This window comes from Streptococcus wuxiensis (assembly GCF_040888245.1).
GTDB lineage: Bacteria > Bacillota > Bacilli > Lactobacillales > Streptococcaceae > Streptococcus > Streptococcus wuxiensis.
Genome location: NZ_JBFNFE010000004.1, coordinates 161,573 through 179,197 on the forward strand (window position 1 = coordinate 161,573; position 17,625 = coordinate 179,197).

Annotated in this window: 18 protein-coding genes; 1 reads left to right on the plus strand and 17 read right to left on the minus strand. The window is 40.2% G+C overall.

Annotation, left to right across the window (positions count from 1 at the left end; genetic code table 11):
* Nucleotides 1-60 precede the first annotated feature (60 nt).
* From AB2B47_RS06315 to AB2B47_RS06345, 7 genes are read right to left on the minus strand one after another with little or no spacing between them, the layout of a single operon-like run.
* A complete protein-coding gene (locus AB2B47_RS06315) occupies nt 61-399 on the minus strand; it encodes a YlbF/YmcA family competence regulator (RefSeq protein WP_195183758.1) in 339 nt (112 codons plus the stop codon).
* Between the two features lie 11 nt (nt 400-410).
* Nucleotides 411-1,514, minus strand: a complete 1,104-nt coding sequence (locus tag AB2B47_RS06320; RefSeq protein ID WP_006151543.1) for a prephenate dehydrogenase — start codon at nt 1,512-1,514, stop codon at nt 411-413.
* A gap of 9 nt (nt 1,515-1,523) precedes the next feature.
* Complete coding sequence (gene aroC, locus AB2B47_RS06325) at nt 1,524-2,690, minus strand: chorismate synthase (protein ID WP_006151452.1); 1,167 nt, start codon at nt 2,688-2,690, stop codon at nt 1,524-1,526.
* Nucleotides 2,691-2,699: 9 nt separating this feature from the next.
* Complete coding sequence (gene aroB / locus AB2B47_RS06330) at nt 2,700-3,767, minus strand: 3-dehydroquinate synthase (protein WP_320693883.1); 1,068 nt, start codon at nt 3,765-3,767, stop codon at nt 2,700-2,702.
* Nucleotides 3,768-3,785: 18 nt separating this feature from the next.
* The gene (locus tag AB2B47_RS06335; RefSeq protein WP_006152101.1) at nt 3,786-4,640 is read right to left on the minus strand and encodes a shikimate dehydrogenase; all 855 of its coding nucleotides are present in this window, start codon (nt 4,638-4,640) and stop codon (nt 3,786-3,788) included.
* The gene (gene aroD / locus AB2B47_RS06340) at nt 4,630-5,307 is read right to left on the minus strand and encodes a type I 3-dehydroquinate dehydratase (RefSeq protein ID WP_320693884.1); all 678 of its coding nucleotides are present in this window, start codon (nt 5,305-5,307) and stop codon (nt 4,630-4,632) included. Before aroD ends, AB2B47_RS06335 begins: the two co-directional genes overlap by 11 nt.
* Entirely contained in the window at nt 5,304-6,467 is a 1,164-nt protein-coding gene (locus AB2B47_RS06345) for a class I SAM-dependent rRNA methyltransferase (protein ID WP_320693885.1), read from the minus strand. Before AB2B47_RS06345 ends, aroD begins: the two co-directional genes overlap by 4 nt.
* A 260-nt stretch (nt 6,468-6,727) precedes the next feature.
* Here AB2B47_RS06345 and AB2B47_RS06350 point away from each other — a divergent pair, with 260 nt between their 5' ends.
* On the plus strand, nt 6,728-8,179 hold the full coding sequence (locus AB2B47_RS06350) for an alpha-amylase (protein WP_036757168.1): 1,452 nt from the start codon (nt 6,728-6,730) through the stop codon (nt 8,177-8,179).
* 46 nt (nt 8,180-8,225) lie between these two features.
* Here the strand turns inward: AB2B47_RS06350 and AB2B47_RS06355 are convergent, their stop codons facing one another.
* The 10 genes from AB2B47_RS06355 to AB2B47_RS06400 all read right to left on the minus strand — a co-directional run.
* Complete coding sequence (locus tag AB2B47_RS06355; RefSeq protein WP_004252223.1) at nt 8,226-8,900, minus strand: DnaD domain-containing protein; 675 nt, start codon at nt 8,898-8,900, stop codon at nt 8,226-8,228.
* An 8-nt stretch (nt 8,901-8,908) separates the two neighbouring features.
* Complete coding sequence (metA, locus tag AB2B47_RS06360) at nt 8,909-9,853, minus strand: homoserine O-acetyltransferase MetA (protein ID WP_036757166.1); 945 nt, start codon at nt 9,851-9,853, stop codon at nt 8,909-8,911.
* 191 nt (nt 9,854-10,044) lie between these two features.
* Entirely contained in the window at nt 10,045-10,557 is a 513-nt protein-coding gene (locus AB2B47_RS06365; protein WP_320693886.1) for an adenine phosphoribosyltransferase, read from the minus strand.
* Nucleotides 10,558-10,819: 262 nt separating this feature from the next.
* Entirely contained in the window at nt 10,820-11,290 is a 471-nt protein-coding gene (locus tag AB2B47_RS06370) for a hypothetical protein (RefSeq protein WP_320693887.1), read from the minus strand.
* On the minus strand, nt 11,290-13,158 hold the full coding sequence (locus tag AB2B47_RS06375; RefSeq protein ID WP_320693888.1) for an ABC-F family ATP-binding cassette domain-containing protein: 1,869 nt from the start codon (nt 13,156-13,158) through the stop codon (nt 11,290-11,292). The genes AB2B47_RS06370 and AB2B47_RS06375 overlap by 1 nt, the downstream gene beginning before the upstream one ends.
* Nucleotides 13,155-14,354 (minus strand): CCA tRNA nucleotidyltransferase, encoded by a 1,200-nt coding sequence (locus AB2B47_RS06380; RefSeq protein ID WP_033685985.1) that lies wholly within the window; start codon nt 14,352-14,354, stop codon nt 13,155-13,157. Before AB2B47_RS06380 ends, AB2B47_RS06375 begins: the two co-directional genes overlap by 4 nt.
* A complete protein-coding gene (gene dapB, locus AB2B47_RS06385; RefSeq protein ID WP_006152230.1) occupies nt 14,351-15,118 on the minus strand; it encodes a 4-hydroxy-tetrahydrodipicolinate reductase in 768 nt (255 codons plus the stop codon). Before dapB ends, AB2B47_RS06380 begins: the two co-directional genes overlap by 4 nt.
* 263 nt (nt 15,119-15,381) lie before the next feature.
* On the minus strand, nt 15,382-16,230 hold the full coding sequence (locus tag AB2B47_RS06390) for a DegV family protein (RefSeq protein WP_006152113.1): 849 nt from the start codon (nt 16,228-16,230) through the stop codon (nt 15,382-15,384).
* Between the two features lie 5 nt (nt 16,231-16,235).
* The gene (locus AB2B47_RS06395) at nt 16,236-16,610 is read right to left on the minus strand and encodes a DUF1149 family protein (RefSeq protein ID WP_004252208.1); all 375 of its coding nucleotides are present in this window, start codon (nt 16,608-16,610) and stop codon (nt 16,236-16,238) included.
* Between the two features lie 66 nt (nt 16,611-16,676).
* The coding region (locus AB2B47_RS06400; protein ID WP_320693889.1) for a phosphohexomutase domain-containing protein at nt 16,677-17,625 on the minus strand (949 nt) is incomplete at its 5' end.

The window sequence follows — 17,625 nt, forward strand, 5'->3', positions numbered from 1 at the left end:
TTATTTTATCATAAAAAGTCAGAAATTTCTTAAAAATTCCTGACTTTATGAGGTAAATTCTTATTTTAAAAGTTCTGATATTGGTTCAAAGACAATTTTTTCAATATCAGAAAGGTAAATCGAAAGTTGTTGCTGTTTGGCAAAGAATTCTGACAAGAGAGAGTTACCTTGAATCTGCTTGCCAAAACTTTCCATTTTTTCTTGGAAAGAAACATCTGGAATTTGACCAGTCTGTGCCATGATTTGGATTTCATGTTGAAAAGCAATATAATCTGCAAAAATTTTGCTTGCTTCTGCATCCGCTTGGATGGCATCTCTAGCTTCTTTAACTGCCTTGTATTCAGGCAATTCGCGTAGTCCACGACTTAGTGCATTTGCACTATCATAAATATTTGACATAATTGTCCTCCTTATTTAATAACGACTGTGTAGTCAGTATTTTCTGTAATGACTTGCTCAGCACGTTTTAAATCCTGAGCATTCTTAAAGGAAATTTGCAGAATCCCGTGAACATCCTCACGGTTTTCCTCATTGATATGGATATTGACCAAAGAAGTTCCACGTAGCAATTCCAAGATGCGTAAAATCACATCTTCCTCATCGGGAACATCAACATAAAGGTCATAAGAACTATCTACACCACCACGTTTATGGATTTCCATAGCCTGACGTTGCTCACGCGCTTGATTGAAAAAGTTCCAGATTTGGTTTTCATCACCCTTACTGATAGCTTGTCCAATCTCGTCCAAACGGCCCTTGAAATCCTCGATGCGTTCAATAATGGTATCCCGATTGGATAAGAGGATAGAAGTCCACATACTAGGCTCACTTTCGGCAATCCGAGTCATATCACGAAAACCACCTGCCGCAAAGCGTCGCGCCATTTCATGCTCTTCAGCATAACTTGCAGTTTGTTCCATTAGGCCTGATGCTAAGATATGCGGAAAATGGCTAATCTGAGAAGTCACTCGGTCATGCTCTTCAGCATCAATCTCGATAAAGCGAGCATGGAGACCAGACAACAGGTTCTTCATTTCTTCAAGAGTATCTGAAGTGGTCAGACTTGACGGTGTAAAAATATAGTAGGCATTTTCAAAAAGATTGACATCAGCAGAGGCTGCTCCTGTCTTATGACTCCCTGCCATAGGATGAGCTCCAACAAAGCGAACAGACTTATCAGCAAAACACTTCTCAGCTGTAGCCACGATAGCTGACTTGGTCGATCCAGCATCGGAAATAATGACACCTTCTTTCAAGTCCAAGTTGGCCAATTCCTTGATAAAAGCAATAGTTTGCTTGATTGGCAGGGTAAGAATGATGACGTCTGCAAGTGGAGCAAAACTGGCAAAGTCATCCGTCGCACGATCAATCATCCCTCGCTCCAAGGCAATATCTCTAGACGCTTGACTACGATTGTATCCTAAAATTTCATAATCAGGATGATCCCGCCTGATTCCGAGTGCCATGGAAGCACCAATCAAACCTAGTCCTGCGATATAGATGGTTTTTGCCATAAGAACTCCTTAATAATTCTTTGTATACTCCCGATGTTTCGCAACAGCTTCTTTTAATTCTTCCAGATTATCAGAGGAGAATTTCTCAAGGATTTCTTGAGCCAAAACCGTTGCTACGACTGCCTCCATAACGACACCTGCTGCTGGAAGAGCAGTAGGATCACTTCTCTCTACTGTTGCTTTATAAGGCTCATGAGTTTCAATATCAACACTCATCAACGGCTTGTAGAGAGTCGGAATTGGCTTCATAACTCCACGAACGATAATCGGTTGGCCGTTGGTCATACCACCTTCGAAGCCTCCAAGGTTATTAGTCCGACGAGTATAGCCATCTTCTGATGACCAGAGAATTTCATCCATGACTTGGCTACCCTTAAGATGGCCTGCTTTAAAACCGAGGCCGAACTCCACACCCTTAAAGGCATTGATAGAAACAACAGCTTGAGCTAGCCTTGCATCTAGTTTACGATCCCATTGAACATAAGAACCAAGACCAACCGGAACACCACCGACAACCGTTTCAACAACTCCACCGATGGTATCCCCATCTCGCTTAATCTGGTCAATATAGTCCTTAATCTCCTGCTCACGTTCTTGGTTGACGATAGAAACTTCAGACTGGGCAGCCAATTTCTTAATCTCTGAGACTGTTAAGTTTTCTGGAACATTGATTTCCTTACCACCAAAGACAACAACATGGTTAGCAATTTCGATATCAAGCTCAGCTAAAAGCCGCTTAGCAACAGCTCCAACTGCCACTCGCATAGTTGTTTCACGAGCAGATGAACGTTCCAAAGAATTTCGTAAATCATCAAAGCGGTATTTGATGCCCCCAACCAAGTCTGCGTGACCTGGACGAGGATGTGTGATTTTTCGTTTACTTTTGAGTTTGTCTTCAATATCCTCGGCAGACATGATATCTAGCCATTTTTGGTGGTCTTTGTTAATGACATCCATGGTAATGGGAGCCCCTGTCGTCTTACCATGACGAACCCCAGAAGTGAAGACAACCTGATCACTCTCGATTTTCATGCGTCCACCACGACCGTAACCGCCTTGGCGACGTTTGAGATCCTCATTGATATCTTCTGCAGTCAAAGGCAGTCCTGCTGGAATTCCTTCAATAATTGCTGTCAGACGAGGACCATGTGATTCTCCTGCTGTTAAATATCTCATACATTCTCCTTATTTTACTAAGTAATCTTTCATTTCTTCGAGAGAAACTGGGTGAATCGTCGCTGAACCAAGCTCAGGTACCAAAACTAACTTCATGGTATTCCCACGCGCTTTTTTATCATGAGTCAAAGCTTGATAGAGCTTTTCAAGATCCCAGTTTTCATAATCAACAGGAAGCCCAAATTTCTGACACATCTCTCGGATGGACTGAGTTATTCCCACTGGCATGAGGCCTTTTTCTTCGGCTACCTTAGAGACCTGAACCATTCCCATAGCTACTGCCTCACCATGCATGACTTTTCCGTAACCAGCAGTTGCTTCGATGGCATGGCCAATTGTGTGACCAAAGTTGAGATATAAACGAACGCCATTATCCAACTCATCCTCAACTACCATCTTGCGCTTAACCTGACAAGAATGCTCAATCAAACTCTCGGAATGTTCCAATATGCTTTCGACAGAACCATCCATATCAGATAATAGGTCCCAAAGCTCTGAATCTTCGATCAGGCCATACTTGATGACTTCACCCATTCCTTCAATCAACTCTCTCTTACCCAAGGTCTCAAGAACAGTTGGGTCAATCAAAACACCATCCGGCTGGGCAAAAGTTCCTACCATATTCTTAGCAAAAGGAGTATTCACTCCTGTCTTACCACCGATTGAAGAATCCACCTGGGCTGTCAAACTAGTTGGAATTTGAACGAAATGAACTCCTCGCATGTAGGTTGAAGCCACAAAACCAGCCAAATCGCCAACTACACCACCGCCGAGGGCTACTATTCCATCACTACGAGTCATATCCTGTTTGACTAAAAATTCATAGACTTTTTGAACTGTAGTCAGATTTTTTCGTTCTTCGCCCTCTAAAAAGTCAAAAACTGCCACTTGAAAGCCAGCATCCTCCAAACTCAATTTAACCTTTTCTGCATAGAGTGAAGCCACACGGTTATCCGTTATGATAACAATTTTTTGTGGTTGCCAAAGTTCGCGCAACCATTTTCCTGCTTGAGACAAGCATCCTTTTTCAATCTGAATATCGTAAGGATGATGTGGAAGGTCTATTCTAATTTTCATAGCAGGTCTCCTTTTTCTTTATTGGTACTTTTGTTTTAATAATTCCCAGATTTGATCTGTTGGCATTTCCTTGCCTGTCCAGAACTCAAAAGCTTCAGCAGCTTGGTAAAGCAGCATGCCAAGGCCATTGATAGATTGATTTCCCTGGTTTCTTGCCCATTTTAAAAATGGTGTTTCAAAGGGTTGATAAATCACATCTGCTACCATGAGTTTCTCAGGTAAAACGATGCTGGTTGGGATCGGCTGAGAGGTTCCATCCATGCCCACACTAGTAGCATTAACCAAGAGGTCTGCTTGAGTGATGCTGTCTTGAAGATCTTGAACATCCTCTAATGCAAATAAATCTACTCTAAATCCAGTCGCATTCTGTATTTTTTCTAAGTAAGGTCTTGTTTTTTCCATGGATGAAGAACGAACAAAGACAGAAATCTGACTGACTCCATCCAAGATTGCCTGTGCCAAAATTGCCTTGGCTGCACCGCCTGCTCCTAACAAAACCAGTCTTTTCCTTGATATTTTAAAAGAAGGCAAGCTCTTAAAGAATCCCTTGCCATCTGTATTATATCCAATTAATGTTCCCTCTCGATTCACAACTGTATTAACTGCACCAATTAAACAAGCCTCTTCGCTCAACTGGTCCAGATAAGGAATCACTTGTTCCTTGTAAGGCATGGAAAGATTGATTCCATACATCTGGTAGCGACGAATATTAGCAACTGTTTCTGCTAGTTCAGTAGCATCTACTTCCCAAGCAAGATAAACACCATTGGTATTGGTTGCTTCAAAAGCGCTATTGTGAATAAAGGGAGAAATGGAGTGTTTGATAGGATTTGCGACTACAGCTGCTAAACGTGTGTAGCCATCAATCTTCATTTAGAAGCTCCCTAATTTTTTTCATGCTAGATAGTGAAATTTGTCCTGGAGCACTAGCTTCATCTAGACTTGCAAAAGACCAACTAGAACCAGTCACATCTGAAGTAATACGAGAGACCTTGCCCACTTTTCCCATAGAAATCGTTACATATTCTTGTTCAGGATTCAGTGTTTTAAAGCCACGTGTAAAGTTCATCAGATCCAACACATCTTGTTCTGTATTAGCAATAACAGCTATTTTCACAACCTTAGGATTTAAACTTGTTAACTCAGACAATATTTCCATTAGATTTTCAGGTGTCTCTTGGAAGTTATGGTAGCTCAAGACGAGATTTGGAAAGTCCAACATCTGATCAAAAACATCCTTGTAGCTAAAATACTCAAAATCAATATAATCTGGTTGATAAAGCTGTGCCACTTCCTTAATGATTTGGACATATTCTTCTGAAGAGAGCTCAATTTGACCACCCTCGGAACGAGTACGTAAAGTAAAAACAAGCTCACGACCTGCAAATTTTTCAAAAATAGCTGGCGCTACCTGCAAGATAGCTTCCTTGGGTAAGAAGTCTGCTCTCCACTCAATGATATCTGCATCATGATACCGCATAACATCAATAGCCTGAGCCTCTTCTATACTTCTTGGCATGACAGAAACAATTAATTTCATTTACTAACCTTCATGGTAATCACTTTGAGGTAATTACTACTTTCATCTTTTTCATTGTAGACAAAGTCTGCTGGAAGTCCATATTTATGAAGGACCTGATACTTTCTACCTGCAAATCCTTTGTCGATTTGTTCTGTGAATTTTTGACGGGAAACATTAGCCGCATTGGTACTAGCAATAATGATTCCACCTGGGTTTAAAATCTCTAGACTTTGGGAAATCAACTTATGATAATCCTTAGCTACAGAGAATGTTTGTTTTTTATTTCGGGCAAAGCTAGGCGGATCCAGAACAATCACGTCATAGCTTAAACCTTTTCTTTTAGCATATTTAAAGTATTCAAAGACATCCATGACAAGCAGTCGATGATTGTCTAGACTCAAACCGTTAGCATGAAAATGAGCTTCTGATAGTTCTCTTGAACGTTTGGCTAGGTCTACAGAGGTTGTTTCACTAGCTCCTCCCATAGCTGCAGCAACTGAGAAGGCCGCTGTATAGGAAAACATATTAAGCAAGGATTTCCCCATTGCTAAACCATCAACTAAGCTCCCACGAACTTCATGCTGATCCAAGAAAATCCCTGTCATAAGACCATCATTCATAAAGACTTGGTACAAGACTCCATTCTCGAGAACAGTGAAATATTCAGCTGCTTCTTGACCATAGATATGAGCAGACTCATAGTCTAGACCTTTAAAGCGAATCTTTTCATAGGCACCTAAGACTTCCGGGAATACCTGAGAGAAGGCTGCTATAATCTCTAGTCGAATTCCATAGATATAGGAGTTGTACCAAGAGAAAACAACATAATCTCCATAGAGATCCAGCGTCATTCCACCAAATCCATCACCTTCTTGATTAAACAAACGAAAGGCAGTTGTCAACTCATCTTGATAGTAGGAAGAACGTTTTAGTTTGGCTTGCTTAAACAAACTTTCAAAGAAGGTTTGTTTAAAAGAAATGTTCTGGTTGGTTACAAACCAACCAATTCCCTTATTTTGTCGGGATAAATAAGCCTTCCCTAAAAATTCTTTGCGTTGGCTGAAAAGTTCAACTTCCTGATCAGTTTCAGATAAGTCTGGAAAATCAACTTCTTCCAAAAGAGCCTGACCTTTGTGGAGCTTTTTTTCGACACGCCGACTGACGAATACTTTATTCATAGATACAATTATATCAAATTTGTTGAAAATTCACAAAGTAGAAAGTGATTTCTCCATTGATGTCATAGGAACTATCCAAGCTTTTTGTTTCCGCTTGATGATTTCTAAATGAGAATGGTCATTTGTGTTGAGAAATTTCATTCTATTACCGTAAAAATAGACATTCACATCCTGAGGTCTATTTTTATAGCGCAAACGTTTGTGCATTTACTTGCTTTGTGGTAAAATGATTCTCAAATTGTTAAGTATGAGGACTATCTATGAAAAATCAAACCCTAATGCAATATTTTGAGTGGTACCTTCCCCACGATGGACAACACTGGACGCGACTTACCGATGATGCTGAGCACCTTGCAAATCTAGGAATTAGCCACGTCTGGATGCCACCTGCCTTTAAAGCTACCAACGAAAAAGATGTCGGTTATGGTGTCTATGACCTTTTTGACCTCGGTGAATTTGACCAAAAAGGAACTATCCGTACCAAGTACGGTTTCAAAGAAGACTATCTTCAAGCCATTCAAACACTTAAATCTCACGGGATTCAACCTATGGCTGACGTCGTCTTAAACCACAAGGCAGCTGCCGATCATTTAGAATCCTTCCAGGTTATTGAAGTCGACCCAGAAGATCGCACAATTGAACTTGGAGAACCTTTCACCATCAATGGTTGGACAAACTTTACTTTTGATGGAAGACAAAACACCTACAATGATTTCCACTGGCACTGGTACCATTTCACTGGAACTGACTATGATGCCAAAAGACGGAAGTCTGGTATCTACCTTATCCAGGGAGATAATAAGGGCTGGGCCCACGAAGAATTAGTCGATAACGAAAATGGTAACTATGACTATCTCATGTATGCGGACTTAGATTTTAAGCATCCAGAAGTCATACAAAATATATACGATTGGGCTGATTGGTTCATGGAAACGACTGGCGTAGCTGGTTTTCGCTTAGATGCAGTCAAGCATATCGATTCCTTCTTTATGCGTAATTTCATTCGTGACATCAAAGAGAAATATGGACAAGACTTCTATGTCTTTGGAGAATTCTGGAATCCAGACAAGGATGCAAACCTAGAATACCTTGATAAAATCGAAGAGCGCTTTGACCTTGTCGATGTCCGCCTCCATATGAATCTCTTTGAAGCAAGCCAGGCTGGTGCAGACTACGATTTGCGTACCATCTTTAATGATAGTCTGGTTCAAATCAAACCAGATAAAGCTGTAACCTTTGTCGAAAACCATGATACTCAACGAGGACAAGCTTTAGAATCTACTGTAGAAGAATGGTTTAAACCAGCAGCCTATGCTCTCATCCTCCTACGTGAACAAGGGCTTCCTTGTGTATTTTACGGAGACTACTACGGTATCTCTGGTCAATATGCTCAGCAAGATTTTAAAGAAGTTCTTGACTGTCTCTTAGCTATCCGAAAAGATTTGGCTTATGGAGAGCAGACAGACTACTTTGATGACCCTAATTGTATCGGTTGGGTTCGTTCTGGAGCTGACAACCAATCACCTTTAGCTGTTCTTATCTCAAACGCTCAAGAGAATTACAAAACCATGTTTGTAGGTCCAGAATGGGCTGATCATACTTTTGTTGATATTCTTGGCAACCATTCAGACCAAGTGACTATTAATGCTGAAGGATATGGTGACTTCCCAGTTTCTGAACGTTCTGTAAGTGTTTGGGGACTTGCTAATTAAAAATAAAAGAACTTGCCAAGCAGGCAAGTTTTTTTGTTATTCATTATTAGTCTTTCCATAGATCCATAGCATTTTTAAAATCAGATGAAACCTGAACATTTTGAGGGTTTGTTGCCTCTCTCTCTTGACGTTTCGCTTCTACCTGGGCTACGCTCCTAATCCCCTCATGACGCCAGTTTCGTAGGATAGCTTGGATATATTTCCAATTTGGTTTTCCATTTAGAACAGCTTCTCGTAAGGCTTCTTTTATCAAATCCGCACTAGTTCCGTCTTCTTTCAAACTCTTTTCCAAGTCTTCAATCTCAAACGGGCTCAATAGACGACCTAGCTCCTGTTGGAAAGTATCTACCAAGCTCTTTAAATCATTTGGGGCAGATTGCACCTGGTTTGGAGCTTGTTTTTCAAACAGTTGGTCTAGGCGCTCCAAGGCAAGAGTTGCATCGAAGATTACTTCTATTTCGCCATTCAGTTCAATGGTTCGGTATTGAAGCAACCCTTTCTCAGTCAATCGTGAAATAGCTTGATTGACTTCAGTGACATTTTTGCCGATTTTTTCAGCAATCTGACTTGGAGACAATTCACCTAAAGCCGTTGTATTCTGTAGGTAAAAGAACTGCCAAACCAAGAAATCATCGCTTGACGAGAACAGTTGATTGTAATGTAAGAGCAGGTCACTCGGTAACACTAAGTTTCCTGATTTGAAAGCATCTAAATATGTCATAATTCCTCTTATAAATATCCAAAATGAGACACATCATCTTCCACACTTTTCCACTCAAACGGCGTTTCTTGGTAAACTGCATAGTTTACCCAGTTACTAAAGAAGAGAGCTGCAGATGAACTCCACCGCATACAAGGAAGCTCATGAATGTCATCATTTTTGAAATAATTTTCTGGTATATGTGGATCTAAACCAGCATCTAGATCTCTAAAATATTCCTTTGCAAGCGTATCGCGATCATACTCTAAATGCCCAAAGCTATAGACTTCTCTCAAATCTCGACTCGCAAGGATAGAGATTCCCACCTCTTTTCCTGATGCTAAAATCTCTAGATTTGTTTTATTCAGGATATCTTCTTTGTGGACTTCTGTATGGCGAGAATGAGGAGATACATATAAATCATCAAATCCTCTCAATAGGAGATGACCTTCTTTCAAAACATCTTGAGGATAAATCCCAGAAAGCTTCTGGTCCATCTGGTATTTATCTACGCCATAGCGATAGTATAGACCCGCCTGTGCCCCCCAGCAAATATACAGGGTTGAAAAGACATGAGTCTTAGACCAATCGATAACCTTAGTAAATTCCTCCCAATAGTCCACTTCTTCAAAAGGGAGATGTTCAACTGGAGCACCTGTAATAATCAAGCCATCAAAATACTGGTCTTGAACTTCTGAGAAGGTCTTATAAAAAGTCTTCATATGCTCAGAACGAGTTGTTTTCGACTGATGACTTTCCATATATAAAAATTCAATATCTAACTGCAAAGGAGTATTGGCTAAATGGCGTAAAAGCTGAGTTTCTGTAACCATTTTCAGTGGCATCAAGTTTAAAATCAGAATTTTCAGTGGTCGAATATCCTGATGAGCCGCCCTCTGGTCATCCATGACGAAAATATTTTCCGTTCGTAAAATCTCAACTGCTGGTAATTTTTTATCAATTCGAATCGGCATAGAAATCTCCTTACTGTATCATATTGGACTCAAGTAAACATGGTATCGTCAACGGGGAAAAATGCTGACGTTTCTCTTTCCCTTTATTATACTGTATGAAGATATAGTTTTCAATTATAGTTTTTCTCTAACTAGATATAGCTTATTTTTATATCAAATGAAGAGAAAACAGCCCTAGGGACTGTTTTTCATTAATAATGCATCAGCACTTTATAGTCGTAATCTCCGATAGCTTCACGACCTTTGAGTTCATCCAGTTCGATCAAGAAGGCACAACCTGCTACGACTCCACCCAATTTTTCAATCATTTCGATGGTTGCTTTAACAGTACCACCTGTTGCCAAGAGGTCATCTACAATAAGAACACGTTGACCTGGTTTGATAGCATCTGCGTGCATGGTCAAAGTATCAACACCATATTCTTTTTCGTAGTCAGCTGAAATCACTTCACGTGGCAATTTCCCTGGTTTACGAACAGGTGCAAAACCAATTCCCAACTCAAAAGCGACTGGACATCCAACGATAAATCCACGCGCTTCTGGTCCTACAATCATATCGATCTGTTTGTTAGTAGCATATTGAACAATTTCACGAACAGCGTAGCTGTAGGCATTTCCATCTGCCATCAATGGGCTAATATCACGGAAAGTAATTCCTTCTTGTGGATAATTTTCAATGCTTGCAATGTAATCTTTTAAGTTCATAGCGTTTCTTTCTTTTAAAGTTTTTACTCCCTATTATACCATAATTCCTAGAAAAGCAAAATAGAAAGAAGCCTTGATACTTGGTACAAGACTTCTCATTTTTTCTTCAATTGTTGCTAGCATTCGCTGAATGAAGTACTTACTTCTTTTTGCTTTTAGAGTTTTGGTTTCGTTGACGATTTTGTTCGATGCGCCACTCTCGCTCAAAGTAAGACATGGTTTCAAATACTCTTCGCGGCAAACCCACATTCAGCAAATAGATTTACAAGTTCAAAACATTAGAATGTTTTGAACTTGTAAATCTACTTCGAAGACGATACCAGAAAAAGTTGGATTTTAAAAGTTCCTTGTCATAAAACTGAACCTCAATCATATAAAAATCCCTTGCATTTCTACTACCCTTAATTCTCGTGAGAGCATACTTTTCTACCTGTCCCCAGGAATAAAACTGCCAGTCTTTCTTTGGATATGGTTTATAGAAAAATCCTTGAGCCGTACATTTCAAATACTCTTTATCAGAAAAAAGCCGTCGCAAATGTTGATACAAAATGAAGCAAACGATGATGATTAAGAAACCGATAAAGAGAATTAAAGCCACCAATCCCGCAGGTGCTTCTTCGGGATAGCTCAGCAAAAACGAAAAAATCCAAAGTAGAAGAGCCAATTCTAGTAGGTAAAGAATAAGGCTCAAGACGATTTTCTTACTACTCCATTTAATAATTGTTTCTTCCATTATACTAACTCACTTAAATATTCATAGCGTTCATATTTTTCCAGTAAGTCTTCATTTTTCTCGTCTAACTCTTTTTGAAGGGTAGCTAGTTTCCCAAAGTCAGACCCATTTGCTAGCATTTCTTCCTCTATAGAAGAGATGCGGTTTTCCAAAGCTTCGATGTCACCTTCAATACTTGCCCACTCCTGCTTTTCTTGGTAGGTCATCCGTTTCTTTTCTTCACGGACTTTGACGACTTTTTCCTTCTCAACTTTTTGACTTTGTGTTACTGCTTCTGCTTCAAAGGCCTTTTCATCTAGATAATCTGTATAATGGCCAAAGAAAGTACGGATGGTCCCGTCTTCAAAAGCAAGAATCTTAGTTGCTACCTTATCAAGGAAATAGCGGTCGTGACTAACTGTCAAGACTGGCCCTGCAAAACCTTGTAAGAAATTTTCTAGAACTGTTAAGGTCGCAATGTCTAGATCATTTGTTGGTTCATCTAATAAAAGTACATTGGGTTTTTCAAGGAGTAATTTGAGGAGGTACAGACGCTTCTTCTCTCCACCTGACAGCTTCTCAATCAAGGTACCGTGCGTTGAACGAGGGAAAAGAAATTGTTCTAGTAATTCTGCAATGGATGTCGTAGTACCACCGCTAGTCTTAACCTCTTCTGCCACTTCCTGCAGGTAATTGATAACCCGCTTACTTTCATCTAAACCTTCGATTTGTTGAGAGAAATAAGCGATACGAACTGTTTCACCGATGATAACTTGTCCTTCAGTCGCTTCAAGTCTTCCTGAAATAAGGTTAAGAAGGGTTGACTTCCCAACACCATTGTCCCCGACGATTCCGATACGGTCTTTGGCTTGGACCAAAAGATTAAAATGTTTCAGAATCGGTCTATCGTCATAGGCAAAGGAAACATCCTTAAACTCGATAACTTTTTTACCGATACGGCTAGTTTCAAAATTCATGCTCAAGTCTGTCTCAAGGCTAGTATCTGAAACTTCTTTTTTCAAGTCATGAAATCGATTGATACGAGCTTGTTGCTTGGTCGCACGAGCTTGGGGTTGTCGTCTCATCCAAGCTAATTCTTGTTTGTAAAGTTGTTCCTTTTTGTGAAGAAGAGCTGCGTCACGCTCATCCTGTTCAGCCTTGAGACGGACATAATCTTGGTAATTCCCCTGATACTCTGTTAATCCACCTCTATCCAATTCAAAAATTCGCGTAGAAAGAGCATCTAGGAAATAGCGATCGTGGGTGATGAAGAGGACGGTCTTCTTGGAATTCTTCAAGAAAAGTGTCAGCCACTCGATGGTCGCAATGTCCAGATGGTTGGTAGGCTCATCAAGAAGTAAGAGATCATGATTCCCTAAAAGCACTTGCGCCAATTGAACCCGTCTACGAAGACCACCCGACAAAGCTCCAACAGGAGTTGATAATTCTTGAATGCCTAGTTTACTGAGAACAGTCTTGACCTGACTTTCGATTTCCCATGCTTGGAGGGAATCCATCTCCGCCATAACCCGTTCTAAACGAGCCTGCTTGTCCTCACTATAGTTAAGCATGAGCAGTTCATACTCACGTATTAACTGGATTTCCTTCAAATCACTTGATAAGACAGTATCTAAGACAGTCTTGCTGTCATCAAAATCTGGATCCTGAGTCAAATAACCAATCTTGTAATCACTCTTTGCTGAAAATGGGCTTACGTCACCATCAAAACCTGAAACGCCAGAAAGAACATCTAGAAGGGTTGTTTTCCCGGTTCCGTTGACACCGATAAGACCGATACGATCTAAGTCGTGGATGATAAAAGAAATATCCTTAAAAACAGTCTTGTCACCAACTGATTTGCTTAGTTTTTCAACGATAAAGTCACTCATTTTCTCTCCCTTAGGTATGCATGAATGGCATCCAAGTTATTTTCCAAATCTCCATCCACAATAGCATACTCAATTTCTTCTAAAACATCTCCTAATTCTGGACCTGGTTGGTAGCCGTATTTTTTGATGAGAATACCACCATTGATTTGCATCTCTTTCTTATCATGAATGGTCAAGCTCTCATAAGTTTCTGTGATTGTTTGTGGATTATAGTCTTTACCTTGAGCTCGACGAAGATTTTCAGCCTGTAGAAGCAAGTCCAAATCAAAGCGGTAACAATCACGCTTGCCGAGTTCCCCTTCTTCTCGAAGAGCCAAAATAGCGAGCAAATCCTGTACCTGTTTGGCAAATTGTCGTGATGTCTTCCAATGTTTTAAAAATTTTTGAGCATCTTCCACTTTTAAAACCCATAAAAGTGCTGCCCAGGCTTGTTCAGAAGATTCAAAAGTGAAATGATCTTCTAAATCAAATAATGACTGGAGTTTATCCTGACTACCAGCCATATCTGGAAGATAATCATAAGCTTGACTCTCAATCATAGATGATAAACCTACTCGCCAATAGGGAGCCAGTAAAAGCTTATCAAACTCGACAAAAGTGCGCTCCACAGAGATTTTATCTAAGAGTGGTGTTAAGGCCATCATCGCTTCAAACGTTTCTTGCTCGAGTTCAAAACCAAGACTAGCCTGAAAACGAAATCCACGCATGATGCGTAGCGCGTCTTCATTGAAACGTTCACTAGCTACACCGACGGCTCGCAGGACTTGATTTTCTAAATCTTTGAGACCATCAAATAAATCGACGATTTCCCCTGTCTCATCCAAGGCAAAGGCATTGACTGTGAAATCTCGGCGTTTGAGATCTTCTTCGAGTGAACGAACAAAAGAAACAGAACTTGGTCTCCGATAGTCTACATAGACATCCTCTGTTCGAAAAGTGGTGACCTCGTACTCTTCATCTCCATCTAAAACCAAAACGGTCCCATGCTCAATACCGATATCAGCTGTGCGTGGAAAAATCTGCTTGGTCTCTTCAGGATAAGATGAAGTCGCGATATCCACGTCATGGATAGGACGGTTAAGAAGGGCATCCCTAACAGAGCCACCCACAAAATAAGCCTCAAATCCTGCTTCTTTAATTTTTTCTAATACTGGTAAAGCCTTCTGAAATTCAGAAGGCATTTTTGTTAATTTCATAGTAAGTGTTCTAATCCATAGACAAGCTCATGACGCTTGACAACTTCTTTGATTCCCAAATTCACCCCTGTCATGAAGGAGCTACGATCATAGGAGTCGTGACGTAAAGTCAATCCCTCTCCTTGATTTCCAAAAATGACCTCTTGATGAGCTACCAAACCTGGTAAACGAACCGAATGGATTCGCATACCATCAAAGTTAGCTCCACGTGCTCCCGCAATGAGTTCTTCCTCATCGCTAGCACCTTGTTGAATAGACTCACGAACTTCAGCCATCAACTCAGCTGTTTTGATAGCTGTCCCGCTCGGCGCATCTTTTTTCTTATCATGGTGAAGTTCAATAATCTCCACATTTGGAAAGTATTTAGCTGCCTGTGCTGCAAATTGCATGAGTAAGACAGCACCCAAGGCAAAGTTAGGAGCAATCAAGCCACCCAAGCCTTTGGAACGAGACAATTCCTTTAATTCTTCGATTTCTTGACTGGTGAAACCTGTCGTTCCTACTACTGGAGCAAAGCCATTTTCAAGAGCAAAGCGTGTATTCTCATAGGCGACAGCTGGTGTAGTAAAGTCTACCCAAACATGGGCATCAAAGCCTGCTAAGTCATTTTTATCATTGAATACTGGAATTCCTTGCCATTCAGATGCAGTCTCAAAAGGATCCAAAACAGCTACTAGTTCAAGTTCAGGATCAGACAAAACCATCTGACAAGCAGCTTGTCCCATTCTTCCCTTAAAACCAGCAATAATCACTCGAATACTCATCTTTACTCCTATCTAAGATACAAAGCCTGTAAGAACACAAAGTGAAAATAGGAGTTCTGATCAAGGAGTTTCTTCTCCTTGGAAGAACTATCTTTTTCACATAGGGTTCCAGGCGTGTTCAATTGCTAAGATACAAAGGACGTTAGCTGCCCATGAAAAATAGGGAATGGCGCCGACTTTCCATAAAAGGCAAGACTGGCATCTTTTTTCAAGAGGCAGATAGTCCGTGTTCAATTTTAAGATACAAAGCCTGTAAGAACAATCTAGACAATTGGTGTGTATGCCAAAGCGATGCTTCCTTCTCCCAGGTGGGTTCCAATAACACTACCAAAGGTTGCAATCTCAACATCTGTAGCTACTCCACTATCTAGCAATAGCTGACGTAAATCGGATGCTTTTTGAGAGGCATTCCCATGAATTACCATAATCTGGTAGTTTCCGTTACTTGTCACATCTTTGACAATTTCAACTAGACGTTTTGTTGCTTTCTTCTCTGTACGAACCTTCTCATAAACTTCGATAACACCTTGGTCATTGAAATATAGAATTGGTTTAATGTTAAGAAGATTCCCTAAAATAGCTGCGCCATTTGATAAACGACCACCTTTAACCAGATGATCAAGGTCATCTACCATGATAAAGGCAGAAGTATTTTCAATCTGTTCGGTTAACTTATCTAGTATAGACTGGAAATCATCTCCCTGCTCAGACCATTGAAAAACACTGTCTACCATGAAACCTAGAGGGGCACTTGTAATACGAGTATCAGGAAAAGCAATGGTTAGACTTTCGAACTCATCCGTCATATACTGGATATTCTGGTGAAACCCTGAGATTCCAGAAGAAAGGAAGAGACCCAAAACATGAGTATAGCCTTTTTCTTTTAATGATGATAAAATTTCATCCAACTTTGCAATACTTGGTTGACTTGTTTTAGGTAGTTCAGATGAACGAGCCATTTTTTCATAAAATTCTTGAGCGGTTAGATTTACACCTTCAACATACTCCTGTCCGTCGATATTCACAGGAATGTCAAGCACAAATAAATCTTCTTTCCGCAAGGTTTCCGCTTGTAGAAAAGCAGATGAGTCTGTTATGACCGCTAATTTCATTTTTTTTAAAACTCCAAATTAATTCCTGGTAAGTCTAGTGCAATTTCCGTTACTTCATAAGTCAAACGGTTTAGCATATCCAAAGAAGGACGAGCAAGCGTCTCAACTTCTTCTTGACTAAAGTCACTTGGTTGATCTACGATACGACCTTCAACGTGGTTCACTTGAGAAATAGTACCACTGATAACAAATTTATCAAAGACAATCATAAAGCTCAAAACAACTACGAGAGAAGTCACCTGATTTTCTTGGTCATGTTGAAGTAGTTGGAAGTTCACATCAACCTTTGTTTCAGGAATTCCGTTCTCATTTTCCCATTCAAAATTACGTGCATCAAAGTGATACTGACTTACAAATTCTTGTTCACGTTTTAAATTCATCATATTCTCCATGGTTACAATTTACTTTGACATTGTAACATATTTTCTTATTTTCTGCTAACTTTCCTAAATTCCGATTTCTGCTTTCACAACTTCAGCAATGGTATCCACATAGTAATCAACCTCTTCAGTTGTTGGTGCTTCAGCCATGACACGCAATAGTGGCTCAGTTCCACTTGGGCGAACGAGAATACGTCCGTTACCTGCCATCTCTTCTTCCATCTTATCGATAATAGCCTTGATAGCTGGTACTTCCATGGCTTTGTCTTTCATGGTGTTTTCCACACGGATATTAACCAATTTTTGTGGGTAAATTGTTACTTCTGAAGCCAATTGAGATAAGCTCTTACCTGTTTCTTGCATGATCTTAGTCAATTGAACTGCTGACAACTGACCATCACCAGTTGTATTGTAGTCCATCAAGATAACGTGACCTGATTGCTCACCACCGAGATTGTAGCCTGATTTTCTCATTTCTTCAACTACATAGCGGTCTCCAACAGCAGTGACAGCTTTATTAATGCCTTCACGATCCAAGGCTTTATGGAAACCAAGGTTGGACATAACTGTTGTTACAATTGTGTTTTGTGCCAATTGACCTTTTTCAGAAAGGTATTTACCGATGATATACATAATCTTATCACCGTCGACAATCTCACCGTTTTCATCAACAGCAATCAAACGATCGCTGTCCCCATCAAAGGCTAAACCAATGGCAGATTTACTTTCTTTTACAAGTTCTTGCAAGGCTTCTGGATGAGTCGAACCAACATTCAAGTTAATGTTCAAACCATCTGGATTTTCTCCAATGACAGTGATTTGAGCACCCAAATCTGCAAAAATTTGACGAGCACTTGTAGAAGCTGCTCCATTAGCAGTATCCAAGGCTACCTTCATCCCTTCAAGAGCTGTTCCAGTTGAAACCAGGTAGGCTTCATACTTGCGTAATCCTTCTGGGTAATCAACAACAGTACCTAATCCTTCAGCACTTGGACGTGGGAGAGTATCTTCACTG